Here is a 16,875-nt window from a genome sequence, read left to right as displayed (position 1 = left end):
GAAGCAACCAACGGCTTCACCCGGCGTAGAGGGAGCACAAGCCGCCGTCGAGGCCGGTCGTCCCCTGCTTTTCGAGCCGCCGGCATTAAACCCCGCACCCACATCTGCTAGCGTGCGGGCATGAACATGCACACTTCAGCAGAAACCGACGCCCCAGAGGTGACACCGCCTGCGCCCGTCGGCAGCGTCACGCCGATGATGGAGCAATATATCGAGATCAAGGCGGCGAACCCGGATTCTCTGCTGTTCTACCGCATGGGCGATTTCTACGAGCTGTTCTTCGACGACGCCGAAAAGGCGAGCAAGGCGCTGGGCATCGTCCTGACCAAGCGCGGCAAGCACCAGGGTAACGACATTCCGATGTGCGGCGTGCCGGTGCATGCGGCCGACGACTATCTGCAAAAGCTGATCGGCCAAGGTTTTCGCGTTGCCGTCTGCGAGCAGATCGAGGACCCGGCGGAAGCCAGGAAGCGCGGCGGCAAATCGGTGGTGCGCCGTGACGTGGTGCGTCTGGTGACGCCAGGCACCATCACCGAGGATAAATTGCTGGCGCCGTCGGAATCGAGCTTCCTGATGGCGCTAGGGCGGGTGAAGGGCGGCAACAGCGGTGACGCCTTCGCCCTGGCCTGGATCGAGATCTCGACCGGCGTCTTCCGCGTCGCCGAAACCACGGCCGACCGCCTGCTGGCCGATGTCTTCCGCGTCGACCCGCGCGAACTGATTGTCGCCGAGCCGGTATTTTACGATCCCGAGCTGAAGGCGGTGTTCGATGTCATCGGCCGCGTCGCCAGCCCGCAACCGCCATCGCTGTTCGATTCGGCCTCCGCCGCAGGCAGGATCGCGCGTTTCTTCGAGGTGGCGACGCCGGACAGTTTCGGCGCCTTCTCGCACGCTGAATTGTCGGCGATCTCGGGCGCCATCGCCTATGTCGAAAAGACGCAGAAGGCCGAGCGGCCGCCTTTGTCGCGTCCCGAACGCGAGGAGCAGGGCTCGACGCTGCTCATCGATCCTGCGACACGCGGCAATCTGGAACTGTTGCGCACGCTGTCGGGCAGCCGCGACGGCTCGCTGTTCAAGGCTATAGACCGCACGGTCACCGGCGGCGGCGCCAGGCTGCTCGCCGACCGGCTGATGGCGCCGCTGACCGATCCGGCGGCGATTGCTGCCCGGCTTGATTCGGTATCGTTCTTCCGCGCCGAGACGCGGCTCTGCCAAGCGGTGCGGTCAAGCCTGAAGAGCGTCGCCGACATGCCGCGAGCGCTGTCGCGGTTGGCGCTCAACCGCGGCGGCCCGCGCGACCTCGGCTCGCTGCGTGCCGGCTTTGAAGCGGCGGGCGCCATTGCCGAAATCTTCGCCGCAATAGCGCTGCCCCATGAATTGACGGAAGCACTTGCCGCGATAAAGGCGCTGCCGCGTGCGCTGGCCAAGCATCTGGCCCAGGCTCTTGGCGAGGAACTGCCGCTGCTCAGGCGCGACGGCGGCTTCGTGCGCGGCGGCTACCATGCCGAGCTCGACGAAATGCGGGCGCTGCGCGACGAATCGCGCAAGGTGATCGCCGGACTGGAGCGCTCGCTGATCGAGGAGACCGGCATCCGCTCGCTGAAAATCCGCCACAACAATGTGCTGGGCTATTACATCGAGGTGACGGCCAACCACCATTCGATCATGACCGGAAGCGACGGCGCCAAGGCGCGCTTCATCCACCGCCAGACCATGGCCAACGCCATGCGTTTCACCACGACCGAACTTGCCGAACTCGAGACCAAAATCGCCAATGCCGCCGACCGGGCGCTGAGCATCGAGCTTGCCGCTTTCGACACGCTGACGACAGAGGCGGTCGCCGAGGCGCAAAAAATTCGCGCCGGCGCCGAGGCGCTTGCCGTACTTGACGTGTCGGCGGCGCTCGCGCTGTTGTCGGAGAGTGAAGCCTGGTGCCGGCCGCTGGTCGATTCCAGCCTCGCCTTCGATATCTCGGGCGGACGCCATCCGGTGGTGGAACAGGCGCTGCGGCGCTCGGGCGAAGGGCCGTTCGTCGCCAATGATTGCGATCTGTCGCCGCAAGACGGGGCCAAGGCCGGCGCGATTTGGCTGCTCACCGGTCCGAATATGGGCGGTAAGTCGACCTTCCTGCGGCAAAACGCACTGATCGCCATCCTCGCCCAAACCGGTTCCTTCGTGCCGGCGACGTCTGCCCATATCGGCGTTGTCGACCGGCTGTTCTCGCGGGTCGGCGCCTCGGACGATCTGGCGCGCGGCCGTTCGACCTTCATGGTCGAGATGGTAGAGACGGCGGCGATCCTCAACCAGGCCGGCGAACGGGCGCTGGTGATCCTGGACGAGATCGGTCGCGGCACCGCTACGTTCGATGGCCTGTCGATCGCCTGGGCGGCAGTCGAGTATCTGCACGAGAAGAACCGCTGCCGGGCGATCTTCGCCACTCATTTCCACGAAATGACGGCACTCTCCGGCAAGCTGCCGCGACTGCACAATGTCACGATGCGGGTTAAGGAGTGGGAAGGCGACGTGGTCTTCCTGCACGAGGTCGGCAAGGGTTCCGCCGATCGCTCCTATGGCGTTCAGGTCGCTCGCCTTGCCGGTCTGCCGGAAGCGGTGGTCGGCCGCGCCAAAGAGGTGCTGCATCAGCTCGAGGAAGGCGATGTCTCCGGCAAGGCCAACCGGCTGGTCGACGATCTGCCGCTGTTTTCGGTGGCAATGAAGCGGGAAGCGGCAAAGCCTGCGAAGAGCGACGCATTGGGCGCAGCGCTGGGTGAGATCAATCCAGACGAGATGACGCCGCGCGAGGCGCTGGAAGCGCTCTACCGGCTGAAGGGGCTGGCGGGGAAAACCTAGTCCGATTTCAGCCTTGACCAATTGTACCGTTTGGTACAATGCTCGCCATCGCCTTTGCCGATGGGAGAATGACATGAGCCGTCCGCCGCTGCCGCCCTTCACCGCCGAGACCGCCGCGCAGAAGGCGCGCATGGCCGAAGACGCCTGGAACAGCCGCGATCCCGAACGGGTTTCGCTCGCCTATACGCAAGACAGCACCTGGCGCAACCGCGCCGAGTTCGTCTCGGGCAGAAATGAGATCGTTGCCTTCCTCACGCGCAAATGGGCGCGCGAGCTGGACTACCGGCTGATCAAGGAGGTCTGGACCTGGAACGACAACCGCATCGCGGTGCGCTTTGCCTATGAATGGCGCGACGACAGCGGCCACTGGTTCCGCTCCTACGGCAATGAGAATTGGGAATTTGACGCGGATGGACTGATGCGTAGGCGCGTCGCCAGCATCAACGACCTGCCGATCGCTGAGGGTGAGCGCAAATATCACTGGCCGCTCGGCCGCCGGCCGGACGACCATCCCGGCCTGACCGAACTCGGACTTTAGAGCGTGATCCCTAGAACTGTGTCGCGGTTTTCGGCAAAGATCATGCTCAAGCGGAAAAACTAGCGCATGCGCAGGATCGCGCCCGATCGCGCCGATTTGCTCTCCATCATCGGCGAGGTTTTCCGCGAACACGGCTATGAAGGGGCGAGCCTGGCGCGGATCGGTGCGGCGACCGGCCTAGGCAAAGGCAGCCTTTACCACTTCTTCCCCGGCGGCAAGGAAGAGATGGCGGCGGCTGTCATTGCCCATATAGATGGCTGGTTCGAGGAGAATGTCTTCGTGCCGTTGCAGGACAGGGCCTACCCTCGCACGGGCATCGATCGGATGTTCGAAGCGACCGACAGCTATTTCCGCTCGGGACGCCGAGTGTGCCTGATCGGCGCCTTCGCGCTGGACGAATCCCGCGACCTCTTCGCCATTGCGATCAAAAGCTATTTCGGCCGCTGGGTGGCGCATCTTGCCGAAGCGCTGACCCGAAGCGGGCACAGCGCTGCCAGGGCGGACGAACTCGCCGAAGAAACGGTCGGCGCCATCCAGGGCGCGCTCACGCTGGCGCGCGCCTTCGACGACACGGCAGTGTTTTCCCGCGCCCTGCAACGAGCGCGGGCGGCGCTGGAAACCACCTAGCCAATTGCATGGGCGTCTGGCATTCAGAATGCGAGTTGTTCATTGCCACCTCCTAGGCCCATCTATAACGAAATTGGGAAGGCAAATGGCGCGATCTCATGAAGCATTGCCGTGAGGATACTGCCCCACATGATTTGGACTCCGCACGAGGTCGTCAAGACTGAATTGCAACCTGGAGAAACCGTGCGCTGGACTGGATCTCCATCCTTTATGGGTATGCTTCGGACCCAGTTATTTCCGATTATTTTTGCCATCGCCTTGACCTGTTTCTGTACTCCACTCCTCCTCAGCGCTCTAAGCGAACCATTCCTTAAGCACATTGGGTGGAATTCACTCTCGCTGATCACGTGGTTTGTCGCTATTGGCTTTGGACTATGCCTGCTCGGCAATGCCGTCTGGAATGCTTTGGCTGTATGGCGAACGGTCTACGCCGTGACCGACCGTCGAATCCTTATCATCAGCGATTTGTGGTGGCGGCATGTCCTCGCCATGGCCCCTAATGCCATAAACACCATTGAGCGAAACGAACGCTCGAACGGTAGAGGATCGATTACCTTTCGCCGGGAAACGGTTGATACGGGCGACGAACCAACCACAACCACAGTGAGCTTTGTCGGTGTCCGCGATGTGCGAAACGCAGCGCGCGAGATCGAAAACCTACGACTGGGCAGCAAGTAGACGGCCAGTCTGACCAACCGCAATCAATTCAGATCATCTCCAGCCCGCGCTTGCGCGTCGGCGGTGGAAAGGCGCGGTCGAGTTCGGCGAGGTCTTCGGCCGTCAGCCTGATATCGAGCGCGGCGACATTCTGGCGGACGTGCTCCTGGCTGCTCGCCTTCGGGATGGCGATGACACCGGGCTGGGCAATCACCCAGGCCAGGGCGATCTGTGCTGCCGTGGCGTTGTGGCGGGCGGCGATGGTTTCCAGCCTTGAATTGCGCGCCAGCGCGCCCTGCTCGACCGGCGAATAGGCCATCAGCGGGATGCCGCGCTGCCGGCTCCACGGTGCGAGATCGAATTCGGGGCCGCGCCGCGACAGATTGTAGAGTACCTGGTTGGTCTGGACATGATCTCCAGACGACAGGCCGGTCAGCTCCTCCATTTCGTCGGTGTCGAAATTGCTGACGCCCCAGTGACGGATCTTGCCGGCCTTCTTCAACGCCTCGAAAGCGTCGACCGTTTCGCCTAGAGGCACACTGCCCGGCCAATGCAGGAGATAGAGATCGATGCGGTCGGTGCGCAGGCGCTTCAAGCTGTTTTCGCAGGCCCGCGCCACACCGGTGCGCGAGGCATTGGACGGCAATACCTTGGAGACGAGAAAGAGTTCGTCGCGGCGCCCGGCAATGGCTTCCGCCACCACCTCCTCGGCGCCGCCGCTGGCATACATTTCAGCGGTGTCGATCAACGTCATGCCGAGGTCCAGCCCGAGCTTCAGGGCATTGACCTCCCCGGCGCGGCGGCGGGAATCCTCGCCCATCTTCCATGTGCCCTGTCCCAGCACCTGGACGGCCTCGCCCGAAGGCAGCGTGGTGGTTCTTATGGTCGTGGGCATGGAGGCTCCTCGTATGGCGGTCAATGCGCATGGCATCACAAGCACAGGGAGAAATCCAGAATGGATCCCGCATTCTTCTCCGCAGTCGTTGCTGCGCTACTTGACCGGATGGGCGGCGAGCCAGGCCTGCATCTTGGTGATCTCCGCTTCCTGCGCGGCGATGACATCTTCGGCCAGCTTGCGGATTTCGGGATCCTTGCCATTGGCGAGTTCCACCTTGGCCATGTCGATCGCGCCCCGATGATGCGGGATCATGCCGCGCACGAAATCGACATCGGCATTGCCGGAATATTCGATCATCATGTCGGTGTGCATCTTGTCCATCGCCGCCTTGTAGCCGTCGGTCGAAGGACCTTGCGCGCCCATCGCGCCCATGTCGTGTTTCATCTCTTCGGATTGCGCCGGGACGCTTTCGAGGAAAACGGCAAGCAGCATTCCCGCCGCCATCATCAAAAGCACGATTTTCTTAGCCAAGGTCATCCATGATCTCCTGTTGATTGAAATTCGTATCTGGGGGCTTTGCTCAGAGTTTCAACGTCCGCAGCCGCAATGCGTTGGCGATGACCGAAACCGAAGACAGGCTCATGGCCGCCGCCGCCAGCATCGGCGACAAAAGCGTGCCGGTGAGCGGATAGAGCACGCCGGCAGCAACCGGCACGCCAAGCACATTGTAGAGGAAGGCGAAAAACAGATTCTGGCGGATGTTGCGGATCGTCCCCTGGGCGAGCGTTCGCGCCCTGACGATGCCGTTGAGATCGCCCTTGACCAGCGTAATGCCGGCGCTCTCGACAGCGACATCGGCGCCGGTGCCCATGGCGATGCCGACATCGGCGCTGGCCAGGGCCGGCGCATCGTTGACGCCGTCGCCGGCCATGGCGATGCCGGCACCTTTCGCACGCAACTCCTCGACAAGGGCTGCCTTTTGTTCCGGCAGAAGGCCGGCGCGCACCTCGTCAATGCCAAGGCTTTTGGCGATGGCGCGCGCCGTGCGTTCATTGTCGCCGGTCGCCATGATGATCCGCAAGCCTCTGTCATGCAGCGCCCTGATCGCCTCGGCTGTCGTTGCCTTGACCGGATCGGCGACGGCGACAATGCCGGCCAGTCTTTTGTCCACCGCAACGAACATCGCCGTCTTGCCTTCTGCCTGCAGCGCCTCGGCCCTGGCCGACAGGGAAGCGGTATCGATGCCGACATCGGCCATCATGGCGGCGTTGCCGAGCGAAACCTTCCTGCCAGACACCGTGCCGGATACGCCCTTGCCGGTGACGGCGTCGAAGCCGCCGGCCTCAATGAGCGTCAGGCCGCGTTCGCCGGCGCCGCCGACAATGGCCTCGGCCAGCGGATGCTCCGAGCCTTTTTCCAGGCCGGCGGCGAGCGCCAGCAATTCATTCTCAGACAGGCCTTCGGCAGCGACGACATCGGTCAAGCGAGGCTTGCCTTCGGTCAAGGTGCCGGTCTTGTCGACGATCAACGTGTCGACTGAAGCGAAGCGCTCGAGCGCGGCCGCGTCCTTGATCAGCACGCCCGCGTGCGCCCCGCGCCCGGTGGCGGTCATGATCGACATCGGCGTCGCCAGGCCGAGCGCGCAGGGGCAGGCGATGATCAGCACCGACACCGCCGAGACGATGGCGAAGACCAGGCTGGGTTCAGGGCCGAAGATCGCCCAGGCGGCAAAGGCCGCGAGCGCGACCAGCACGACTGCCGGCACGAAGTAGAAGGAGACGCGATCGGCCAGACCTTGAATCGGCGCGCGCGAACGCTGCGCCTTTGCGACCAGCTCGACGATGCGCGAAAGCGTCGTTTCGGAGCCGACCTTTTCGGCGCGCATGATCAGCGAACCGTTCTTGTTGAGCGTGCCGCCGGTCAAGGCATCGCCTCTCGTTTTTTCGACCGGCAGCGGCTCGCCCGAGATCATCGATTCGTCGATGGAGGAACGGCCTTCCGTTACGATGCCGTCGACCGGCACGGCGTCGCCCGGACGGAGGCGCAGGTGGTCGCCGGTCTTGACCGCATCGAGCGGCACGTCGGTGTCGGAGCCGTCCTCCCCGATCAGCCGTGCCGTCTTCGGCGCCAGGTCGAGCAGCGCACGGATGGCCGACCCGGTCTTTTCGCGCGCCCGCAATTCGAGCACCTGACCGAGGAATACCAGCGCGACGATGACGGCGGCTGCCTCGAAATAGACCGGCACTGTGCCGCCATGACCGCGGAACTGGTGTGGAAAAATGTCCGGGAACAGAGTGGCCGCCACGCTGTAGAGATAGGCAGCGCCGACACCGAGCGAAATCAGCGTCCACATATTGGGGCTGCGGTTGACCAGCGAATCCCAGCCGCGGTGGAAGAACGGGAAGGCCGCCCACAGCACCACTGGGCTGGCCAGCGCCAATTCCAGCCAGACCATCGTTCGCCCGTCGACAAACGCCTGGAACGTCAGGCCGAGCATCGGCGCCATGGCAACGATCAGCAGCGGCAGGGACAGCACCGCGCTGACCCAGAACCGTCTGGTGAAGTCTACCAGTTCGGGGTTCGGGCCCTCATCGCCAGTGGGAACGCCCATCGGCTCAAGCGCCATGCCGCAGATCGGGCAGGAGCCGGGCTTGTCTCTTATCACTTCGGGGTGCATCGGGCAGGTGTATTGAGTGCCTTTCGGCACTGGCGACGCCGCCGGCCTATCGCCGAGATAGTTTTGCGGCTCGGCCTCGAACTTCGCCCGGCAGCCGGCCGAGCAGAAATAGAAACCCTGGCCTTCGTGGCGGAAAAAATGCCTGGCGGTAGCGCGGTCGACACTCATGCCACAGACGGGGTCGGTGGCGGTCAGGTATTTTTCAGGCCCGGCGACGAATTTCGTACGGCAACCCTCGCTGCAGAAGTGAAAAAGACGGCCGCCATGCTCGGCCGTCGGCTTGCCGGCTACCGGATCGACGCTCATGCCGCACACCGGATCGCGCACCACGGCTTCGGCGGCCGGCTCAGCAGCCTTTGCCGCACAACAGCTGCCATCGGCCGCGTGGTGGTGATGCTCGGAATGCGCCATCGAAAAGTGCCTTATATCTGTCTGGGTGAGGAGGTAGTGCTTCCAGTAACTGGAAGGTCAAGGGGCGATTTCCACTTATCGATCGTGGCCGTCATCGCGCACATCGAGGGAAAATCGCTTACGCGACTTTGTTCCCATGCTATGGACGCGCGTCCCACTGCATCGATCCCACCCAAATGAAATGCCTGATTATCAATCTCGATCGGTCTCGCGATCGCCTCGCCCATGTAACGGCGGAGTTCGCCCGCATCGGCATCGCCTTCGAGCGGGTCGCCGCCATCGATGCGCGAGATCGGCCGGATCTGGCCGAAATGCCGCAGGGCAAGAAGCATTTGCGTCTGGCCGACGCCGAGATTGCCTGCCTGCTCAGCCACCAACAGTGTTGGTCGACGATCGCTGCAGGTGAGGATGCTTACGCGGCGATTTTCGAGGACGATGTCGTTTTCCCGGACAAAGCCGGCGCTTTGCTTGCCGATGCGGGCTGGATTCCCGCCGATGCGGACATCGTCAAGTTGGAAACGTTCTTCAACCGGACCGTAATTTCACGCAAGCAAGTTGCCTGCGGCCACGGTTTTTCTGCGAGCAGACTGCACGGGCTCCATATCGGTACGGCGGGATACATCCTGTCCAGACAGGCCGCGCGGGACCTTCTTGCGGCAACGAATGAGATCAGCATTCCCGTCGATCACCTCATCTTCAATCCGCGTTTTGCGACCTCGTCCGACAAGGTCATTTACCAACTCGTCCCAGCATTGTGCCTGCAGGCACAATTCCTCGGCGACAGTCCGGTGAGATTGCCAAGCCTGCTCAAGCAGGAGCGAACAGAGGAATGGGTGGCAAGCGGGATAGGTAAACGGCGCCCCAGGCCAATCACCGCCAAGGCAAGGATCGAGACCAGGCGGTTGACGCGGCAGATCGCCGATCTCTTCCGGCTCCGGCGCGAGATGATCATCCCTTTCTGGTATCGCGGCCGACGCGTCCGTCCGCCCCATACACAGCGCCGTGAAAACGCGCTATAGACGCCGCGCAAAGGCGAGGCCCACCGGCAATCCATGGCAAAAATCTCCCTCAAGCTCGACGCGCTGATCGACAGCGAGGCTTTGCGCCGCGACATGACGGCGCTGATCTCGGCGGCCAGCGGCATCGAGCCCGGCGCGCGCGTCGGTGCGCTCCGGCTGCTGAAGGATCGGCTGACCGAGGGCCGCAAGGTTGCCGAGCGCATGCTGATGGACGATGGCAGCGGCACGGCCTGCGCCGCCCGGCTGTCGCATCTGATGGACGAGATCATCCGCGCCCTCTACGAGTTCGCCGCGACCCACGTCTACCGGGTGAAAAGCCCCTCGACCGCAGAGCGCATGGCGGTCGTTGCCGTCGGCGGCTATGGCCGCGGCACGCTGGCGCCGGGCTCCGACATCGACCTGTTGTTCCTGCTGCCCTACAAGCAGACGCCGTGGGGCGAACAGATCGTCGAATATATGCTCTATATGCTGTGGGACCTCGGGTTGAAGGTTGGCCACGCCACCCGCAACATCGACGAGTGTCTCAGGCTGTCGCGCAGCGATATCACCATCCGCACCACGATCCTGGAAGCGCGGTTCCTGTGGGGCGAACAGAAGCTCTTCGACGAATTGCTCACCCGCTTCGACCATGAAGTGGTGCGCACCACCGGACCGGAATATGTGCAGGCCAAGCTCGCCGAACGCGACGATCGCCATGCCAAGGCCGGCGAAAGCCGCTATCTGGTCGAGCCCAACGTCAAGGACGGCAAGGGCGGCCTGCGCGATTTGCAGACGCTGTTCTGGATCGCCAAGTATTTTTATCGCGTGCGCACCGGCGAGGAATTGGTCGAGAAAGGTGTCTTCACCGAGGCCGAGTACCGCGAATTCCAGAAGGCCGAAGACTTCCTGTGGGCGGTGCGCTGCCACATGCATTTCCTCACCGGCAAGCCAGAGGAACGGCTGCATTTCGATATCCAGCGCGAGATCGCCGAACGGCTGGGCTACACCACCCATCCCGGTCTGTCGGCGGTCGAGCGCTTCATGAAGCATTACTTCCTCGTCGCCAAGGATGTCGGCGACCTCACCCGCATCTTCTGCGCCGCGCTCGAGGAAGAGCAGGCCAAGCATGTGCCCGGCTTCAACCGCATCTTCCTCACCTTCCAGCGCCGCAAGCGCAAGCTGGCAGGCACGTCGGACTTCATTGTCGACAATCACCGCATCAACGTCGCCGACGACAGCGTGTTCGAGCGCGACCCGGTCAATCTGCTCAGGCTGTTCTGGTTCGCCGACAAGCACGGGCTGGAGTTCCATCCCGATGCGCTGAAGCTGCTCACCCGCTCGCTCGGTCTGGTCAACAAGTCGCTGCGGCGCGACGAGGAGGCCAACCGGCTGTTCCTCGACATCCTGACCTCGGACCGCAATGCCGAGCTTAATTTGCGGCGCATGAACGAGGCCGGCCTGCTCGGCAGGCTGATCCCCGATTTCGGCAGAATAGTCGCCATGATGCAGTTCTCGATGTACCACCACTATACGGTGGACGAGCACCTGATCCGCTGCATCGGCGTCTTGGCCGAGATCGAGCGCGGCGACGGCGAAAAGGTGCATCCGCTCTCGCACACGCTGATGCCGGGGCTAGAGAAGAGCCGCGAGGCACTCTATGTCGCGGTGCTGCTGCACGACATCGCCAAGGGCCGGCCGGAGGATCACTCAGAGGCCGGCGCCCGGATCGCACGCCGCATCTGCCCGCATATGGGGCTGTCGGCGGCCGACACCGAGACAGTCGCCTGGCTGGTCGAGAACCATCTCGTGATGTCGATGACGGCGCAGACGCGCGACCTCAACGACCGCAAGACGATCGAGGATTTCGCCTCGATCGTGCAATCGGTCGAGCGGCTGAAAATGCTGTTGATCCTGACCGTCTGCGACATCAGGGGTGTCGGGCCGGGCGTGTGGAACGGCTGGAAGGGCCAGCTCCTGCGCACGCTCTACTACGAGACCGAACTGCTTTTGACCGGCGGCTTCTCGGAAGTGTCGCGCGCCAAGCGGACGGCGGCGGCGCGCGAGCGGCTGGCCGAGGCGCTGGCCGATTGGCCGGACAAGGCCCGCAAGCGCTATGTCGGCCTGCATTACGAGAACTATCTGCTGACGGTCGACCTCCCCGATCAGCTGCGCCATGCCGAATTCATTCGCGAAGCCGATGCGGCAGGCAAGAAGCTCGCCACCGTGGTCAGGACCCACCAATTCGAGGCGGTGACCGAGATCACCGTGCTGGCGCAGGACCATCCGCGCCTGCTTTCGGTTATTGCCGGCGCCTGTGCCGGCGCCGGCGGCAACATCGTCGACGCGCAGATCTTCACCACGTCCGACGGCCGCGCGCTGGACATCATCCTGATCTCACGGGAATTCGACCGCGACGAGGATGAGCGCCGTCGCGCCGAGCGCGTCGGCCGGCTGATCGAGGACGTGCTCTCGGGCAAGAGCTGGCTGCCGGAGATGATCGAGAAGCGCACCCGGCCGCGGCGCGGCGCCAAGGTGTTCAAGATTCCGCCGCGCGCCGAAATCCGCAACACGCTGTCGAACCGGTTTTCGGTGATCGAGGTCGAGGGACTGGACCGGCCTGGGCTGTTGTCGGAAATCACCAGTGCGTTGTCCGATCTCTCGCTCGACATCGCCTCGGCTCACATCACCACCTTCGGCGAGAAGGTGATCGACACTTTCTATGTCACCGACCTTACGGGGCAGAAGATCGACAACCCGGCACGCACCGCCACCATCCACGCCAGGCTGATCGCGGCGCTTGAAGGCGTTGTCCCGGAGCGCGGCGGCAAGGCCAAGGCGGCGGCCGAGTGACCATCACTTTGTCCCAATCACCCCCTTTGTCCCAATCATCCCCTTTGTCCCAATCATCCAGGCAATCTCCCCGCGCATGAGCCTCGTCAAAAAATTCGCCACGGTTGCGTCCGGCACGCTGATGAGCCGCGCCCTTGGCTTTGGCCGCGAAATGCTGATGGCGGCCGCACTCGGCACCGGGCCGGTGGCGGACGCCTTCAACGCCGCCTTTCAGTTTCCCAACACGTTTCGCCGGCTGTTTGCCGAAGGCGCCTTCAACGCCGCTTTCGTGCCGCTGTTTGCCAAGGAGATCGAGACTCACGGCACCGACGGCGCCAAGCGCTTTTCGGAGGAAGTGTTCGGCGTCCTGTTCACCGCACTTCTGGCGCTGACCATCGTCATGGAATTGGCGATGCCGCTGATCGTGCGCTATCTCGTGGCGCCGGGCTTTGCCGACACGCCGGGCAAATTCGAGACGACCGTCCTGCTGGCGACGATCATGTTCCCGTATCTCATCTGCATGTCGCTCGCAGCCATGATGGCCGGCATGCTGAATTCGCTGCGCCGCTATTTCGCGGCTGCCGTGGCGCCCGCATTCCTCAACATCATCCTGATTAGCGTGCTCGGCTACGCCTGGTACCACGGCATGGATGCCCGTGAGGTTGGTTTCAGCCTGTCCTGGGGCGTGCTGGCGGCGGGGCTGGTACAGCTCGCCATTGTCTGGGTGGCTGTGCGCAATGCCGGCATCGCCATCGGCTTTCGCCGGCCGAAGATGACGCCCAACGTCAAGCGCCTGCTGATTCTGGCGCTGCCGGCGGCGATCACCGGCGGCATCACCCAGATCAACCAGCTGATCGGCACGGCGATCGCGTCGGCGCAGGACAGCGCCGTGTCCTCGCTTGCTTACGCCGACCGCATCTACCAGCTGCCGCTCGGCGTCGTCGGCGTCGCGGTGGCCATCGTGCTGTTGCCGGAGCTGTCGCGGGCGCTGAAATCGGGCAATCTGGTCGAGGCGGCCAATCTGCAGAACCGCTCGGTCGAGTTCACGCTGTTCATGACCTTGCCGGCGGCGGCGGCCCTTTGGGTAATGGCGGAGCCGATCGTGCGGCTGGTCTATGAGCGCGGCGCCTTCGCCGCCAACGGCTCGACGCCGACCGTGGCCGCGATCCTGGCGATTTTCGGCCTCGGCCTGCCGGCCTTCGTGCTGATCAAGGCCTTCACTCCCGGCTATTTCGCCCGCGAGGATACGCGCACGCCGATGATGTTCGCCGCCATTTCGGTCGGCGTGAACGTGATCACGGCACTGACGCTGTTCCCGAGCATGGGCGCGCCCGGCATTGCGGTGGCCTCGGCCGTGGCCGGCTGGGTCAACGCTGTGATGCTGCTTGCCGTGCTGATCCGACGCGGCCATTGGGGCCGCGACGCGCCGCTGCTGAAGCGCATTCCGCGCCTGGTGCTGTCGGCTGCGGTGATGGCGGTGGCGCTCTATTTCGCCGAGCACTGGCTGGCCGTCAGGCTCGGCCCCGGCTCGCCACTGGTGATCAAGGCCGTGACGCTTCTCTCATTGGTGGCCGGCGGGGCGCTGCTCTACTTCGTCACGGCTTTCGCCACCGGCGGCGCCGATTTCGGAATGATCCGGCGCAATGTGAAACGCGGCTCGGGCAAGGCAGCGGCGCCAGCGCCAAACGCCGATCTGGACGAATAGTCCGGGCGAGCTAACAGCAACACCGGTCTTGATCCTCTCCGCCCCTTCGTCCATAAGCGCGCCGTCGCAAGACTTTCGCCGCGCGTGGTTTCCAGCCGCGTGATTGGCTCCGAAAAGTCTGCAACTTTTCGGAATCACGCTTATACGGCCCTCCACAAGCCATGAGGAACCCATGACCGCCTTCAAACAGCTCGTCTTTTCCGGGGTACAGCCGACCGGCAATCTGCATCTCGGCAACTATCTCGGCGCCATCAAGAAATTCGTCGCCCTGCAGGAAACGTCCGACTGCATCTATTGCGTCGTCGACCTGCATTCGCTGACGGCACAACTCGTCCATGACGACCTCGCCGACCAGACCCGCTCGATCACCGCGGCCTTCCTTGCCTCCGGCATCGACCCGAAGAAGCACATCGTCTTCAACCAGTCGCGGGTGATGCAGCATGCCGAGCTTGCCTGGATCTTCAACTGCGTGGCGCGCATCGGCTGGATGAACAAGATGACGCAGTTCAAGGACAAGGCCGGCAAGGACCGCGAAAATGCCTCGCTGGGCCTGCTAGCCTATCCCTCGCTGATGGCGGCCGACATCCTGCTCTACCGCGCCACCCATGTGCCGGTGGGCGAGGACCAAAAGCAGCATCTGGAGCTGACCCGCGACATCGCGCAAAAGTTCAATAATGATTTTTCGAGCCGTATCGCCAGTCTTGGCGTCGGCGTCGAGATGCAGGTCGGCGAAGAGACGGTAAACGGGTTCTTCCCGATAACCGAACCGGTGATCGGCGGGCCGGCGGCGCGCATCATGAGCCTGCGCGACGGCTCCAAGAAGATGTCGAAGTCGGACCCGTCGGATCTGTCCCGCATCAATTTGACCGACGATGCCGACACCATCTCGAAGAAGATCCGCAAGGCCAAGACCGACCCGGAAGCGTTGCCAAGCGAAGCCGACGGCCTGGAAAGCCGCCCGGAAGCGGAAAACCTGGTCGGCATCTATGCCGGGCTGGCCGAGATGTCGAAGGCGGACGTGCTGAAGGAATTCGGCGGCCAGCAGTTTTCCGTGTTCAAGCCGGCGCTCGCCGACCTTGCCGTGGAAAAACTGGCGCCGATCGCCGGCGAGATGCGCCGTATCGAGGGAGACCGCGCCTATGTCGACGCGGTGCTGAGAGACGGCGGCGAACGCGCCGGCGCGCTGGCTGGGACCACCATGAAGACGGTACGCGACATTATCGGCCTGTTGCAGGGCTGATCCTACCGTCAGTGCACCGCACCATTCTGGCCCAAGGCCGGCGGCTTGCCGCCGGTCTGTCGCGGTGGCAGATTGCGGCCGAAAACATCGAGTAGATAGACATGGTCTCCAAACGCCTCAGTCGCGAAGCCGGCCATCGCAGGAAATTCCTGACGATCATCGACGACACGCCGGAGTGCGAGCGCGCCGTCGCCTACGCCTCCAAGCGGGCGCAGAGCACCAGCGGCACGCTGGTGCTGCTCTACATCATCACACCGGACGACTTTCAGCACTGGCTGGGCGTCGAGAAGATCATGCGCGAGGAAGCCAATGCCACGGCACGCGCGGCACTCGACGGCTACGCCAACAAGGTGCGCCAGAAGCTCGGCATCGAGCCCGAGATGGTGGTGCGCGAAGGCAAGCCGACCGAGGAGATCCACAAGCTGATCGAGGAAGACCAGGACATCGCCATCCTGGTGCTGGCGGCAGGTGCCGGCAAGGAAGGACCCGGGCCGCTGGTCGGGGCTGTTGCCGGCAAGGGCGCCGCCTTCCCTATTCCGGTCACAGTGGTGCCGCAGAACCTGTCTGACGAGGAGATCGACAGCCTCGCATAGAGAGTGATGCCGGAAGTGTGAAGCGGTTTCGGATAACATCACGATCCTGGATTTATAGCCCGCGCGGGATTCATTCCCAGCCAGCAAAAACATCCCGCCAGCCAGCCGTTTTGAGCGACGCGTTTCGCTTGAATGTCCAGCCGATTGAGCCTATTTAGAACTATTCCAAACTAGCTGCCCGACTGGGGCACGGAGACGGCCATGTTCATCCAGACCGAATCGACGCCGAACCCGGCAACGCTGAAGTTCCTGCCCGGCAAGGAAGTCCTTGTTGAAGGCACCGCCGATTTCCGCGACGCCGACAGTGCAGCCAGCGCCTCGCCGCTGGCCGGCCGGCTGTTCGAGATCCCCGGCGTGACCGGCGTCTTCTTCGGCTATGACTTCATCACCGTGACCAAGGACGGCCCGGACTGGCAGCACCTGAAGCCGGCGATCCTGGGCGCCATCATGGAGCATTTCATGTCGGGCGCGCCCGTCATGGTCAATGCCGGCCCCGCCGCCGAGACCAGCCAGACCGGCGAATTCTACAACAAGGCCGACGAGCAACTGGTCATCACCATCAAGGAACTGCTCGACACCAGGGTGCGCCCGGCGGTTGCCCAGGATGGCGGCGACATCACCTTCCGCGGCTTCGAGAACGGCACCGTGTTCCTGCACATGAAGGGCGCCTGCGCCGGCTGCCCGTCCTCGACGGCGACGCTGAAGCACGGCATCCAGAACCTGCTCCGCCACTTCGTGCCGGAAGTACAGCAGGTCGAGCAGGTCTCCTAAGACCCCTTCACGCATTCGAGCGAGCAACAAAAAACCGGGCCAGATTGCCCGGTTTTCTGTTTTGGACGTCCGTTGTTGCCTAGACGGTCCGCGTACGAAGGGTAACGCCTACTTTGACCATGATCTTCCCGAAAACCGGTT

General features: G+C 63.4%; 13 protein-coding genes. 10 read left to right on the top strand and 3 right to left on the bottom strand.

Annotation, left to right across the window (positions count from 1 at the left end):
• Positions 1–120 precede the first annotated feature (120 nt).
• From mutS to NKJ76_RS08975, 4 genes are all read left to right on the top strand, one after another.
• Positions 121–2,850, top strand: coding sequence for a DNA mismatch repair protein MutS (gene mutS / locus NKJ76_RS08990; protein WP_352537247.1), 2,730 nt, complete (start codon positions 121–123; stop codon positions 2,848–2,850).
• Between the two features lie 73 nt (positions 2,851–2,923).
• Positions 2,924–3,388, top strand: a complete 465-nt coding sequence (locus tag NKJ76_RS08985; protein ID WP_352537246.1) for a nuclear transport factor 2 family protein — start codon at positions 2,924–2,926, stop codon at positions 3,386–3,388.
• 66 nt (positions 3,389–3,454) lie between these two features.
• The gene (locus NKJ76_RS08980) at positions 3,455–4,015 is read left to right on the top strand and encodes a TetR/AcrR family transcriptional regulator (protein WP_352537245.1); all 561 of its coding nucleotides are present in this window, start codon (positions 3,455–3,457) and stop codon (positions 4,013–4,015) included.
• Between the two features lie 129 nt (positions 4,016–4,144).
• Positions 4,145–4,693, top strand: a complete 549-nt coding sequence (locus tag NKJ76_RS08975; RefSeq protein WP_352537244.1) for a hypothetical protein — start codon at positions 4,145–4,147, stop codon at positions 4,691–4,693.
• Positions 4,694–4,721: 28 nt separating this feature from the next.
• Here NKJ76_RS08975 and NKJ76_RS08970 read toward each other — a convergent pair whose 3' ends face one another.
• The 3 genes from NKJ76_RS08970 to NKJ76_RS08960 form a co-directional block, all read right to left on the bottom strand.
• Positions 4,722–5,567, bottom strand: coding sequence for an aldo/keto reductase (locus NKJ76_RS08970; RefSeq protein WP_352537243.1), 846 nt, complete (start codon positions 5,565–5,567; stop codon positions 4,722–4,724).
• Between the two features lie 96 nt (positions 5,568–5,663).
• The gene (gene copM / locus NKJ76_RS08965; RefSeq protein WP_023823806.1) at positions 5,664–6,047 is read right to left on the bottom strand and encodes a CopM family metallochaperone; all 384 of its coding nucleotides are present in this window, start codon (positions 6,045–6,047) and stop codon (positions 5,664–5,666) included.
• Between the two features lie 43 nt (positions 6,048–6,090).
• The gene (locus NKJ76_RS08960) at positions 6,091–8,598 is read right to left on the bottom strand and encodes a heavy metal translocating P-type ATPase (protein ID WP_352537242.1); all 2,508 of its coding nucleotides are present in this window, start codon (positions 8,596–8,598) and stop codon (positions 6,091–6,093) included.
• A 176-nt stretch (positions 8,599–8,774) separates the two neighbouring features.
• Between NKJ76_RS08960 and NKJ76_RS08955 the strand changes: the two genes are divergently transcribed.
• The 6 genes from NKJ76_RS08955 to NKJ76_RS08930 all read left to right on the top strand — a co-directional run bounded on the left by NKJ76_RS08955 (position 8,775) and on the right by NKJ76_RS08930 (position 16,734).
• Entirely contained in the window at positions 8,775–9,617 is an 843-nt protein-coding gene (locus NKJ76_RS08955; RefSeq protein WP_023819525.1) for a glycosyltransferase family 25 protein, read from the top strand.
• Positions 9,618–9,650: 33 nt separating this feature from the next.
• Positions 9,651–12,446 carry a [protein-PII] uridylyltransferase gene (locus NKJ76_RS08950; RefSeq protein ID WP_023690023.1) on the top strand — a complete coding sequence of 932 codons (2,796 nt, stop codon included), beginning with the start codon at positions 9,651–9,653 and terminating at the stop codon, positions 12,444–12,446.
• A gap of 76 nt (positions 12,447–12,522) precedes the next feature.
• On the top strand, positions 12,523–14,130 hold the full coding sequence (murJ, locus tag NKJ76_RS08945; RefSeq protein WP_023736190.1) for a murein biosynthesis integral membrane protein MurJ: 1,608 nt from the start codon (positions 12,523–12,525) through the stop codon (positions 14,128–14,130).
• A 172-nt stretch (positions 14,131–14,302) separates the two neighbouring features.
• The gene (gene trpS, locus NKJ76_RS08940) at positions 14,303–15,370 is read left to right on the top strand and encodes a tryptophan--tRNA ligase (protein WP_352537240.1); all 1,068 of its coding nucleotides are present in this window, start codon (positions 14,303–14,305) and stop codon (positions 15,368–15,370) included.
• A 101-nt stretch (positions 15,371–15,471) separates the two neighbouring features.
• On the top strand, positions 15,472–15,963 hold the full coding sequence (locus NKJ76_RS08935) for a universal stress protein (protein ID WP_023672856.1): 492 nt from the start codon (positions 15,472–15,474) through the stop codon (positions 15,961–15,963).
• Between the two features lie 201 nt (positions 15,964–16,164).
• Positions 16,165–16,734: a NifU family protein gene (locus tag NKJ76_RS08930; protein WP_023822841.1), complete on the top strand. Its 570-nt coding sequence runs from the start codon at positions 16,165–16,167 to the stop codon at positions 16,732–16,734.
• Positions 16,735–16,875: the final 141 nt, after the last annotated feature.

This window comes from Mesorhizobium sp. M0029 (genome assembly GCF_040323735.1).
Lineage (GTDB): Bacteria > Pseudomonadota > Alphaproteobacteria > Rhizobiales > Rhizobiaceae > Mesorhizobium.
This window is presented reverse-complemented; position numbering and strand designations above follow the sequence as displayed.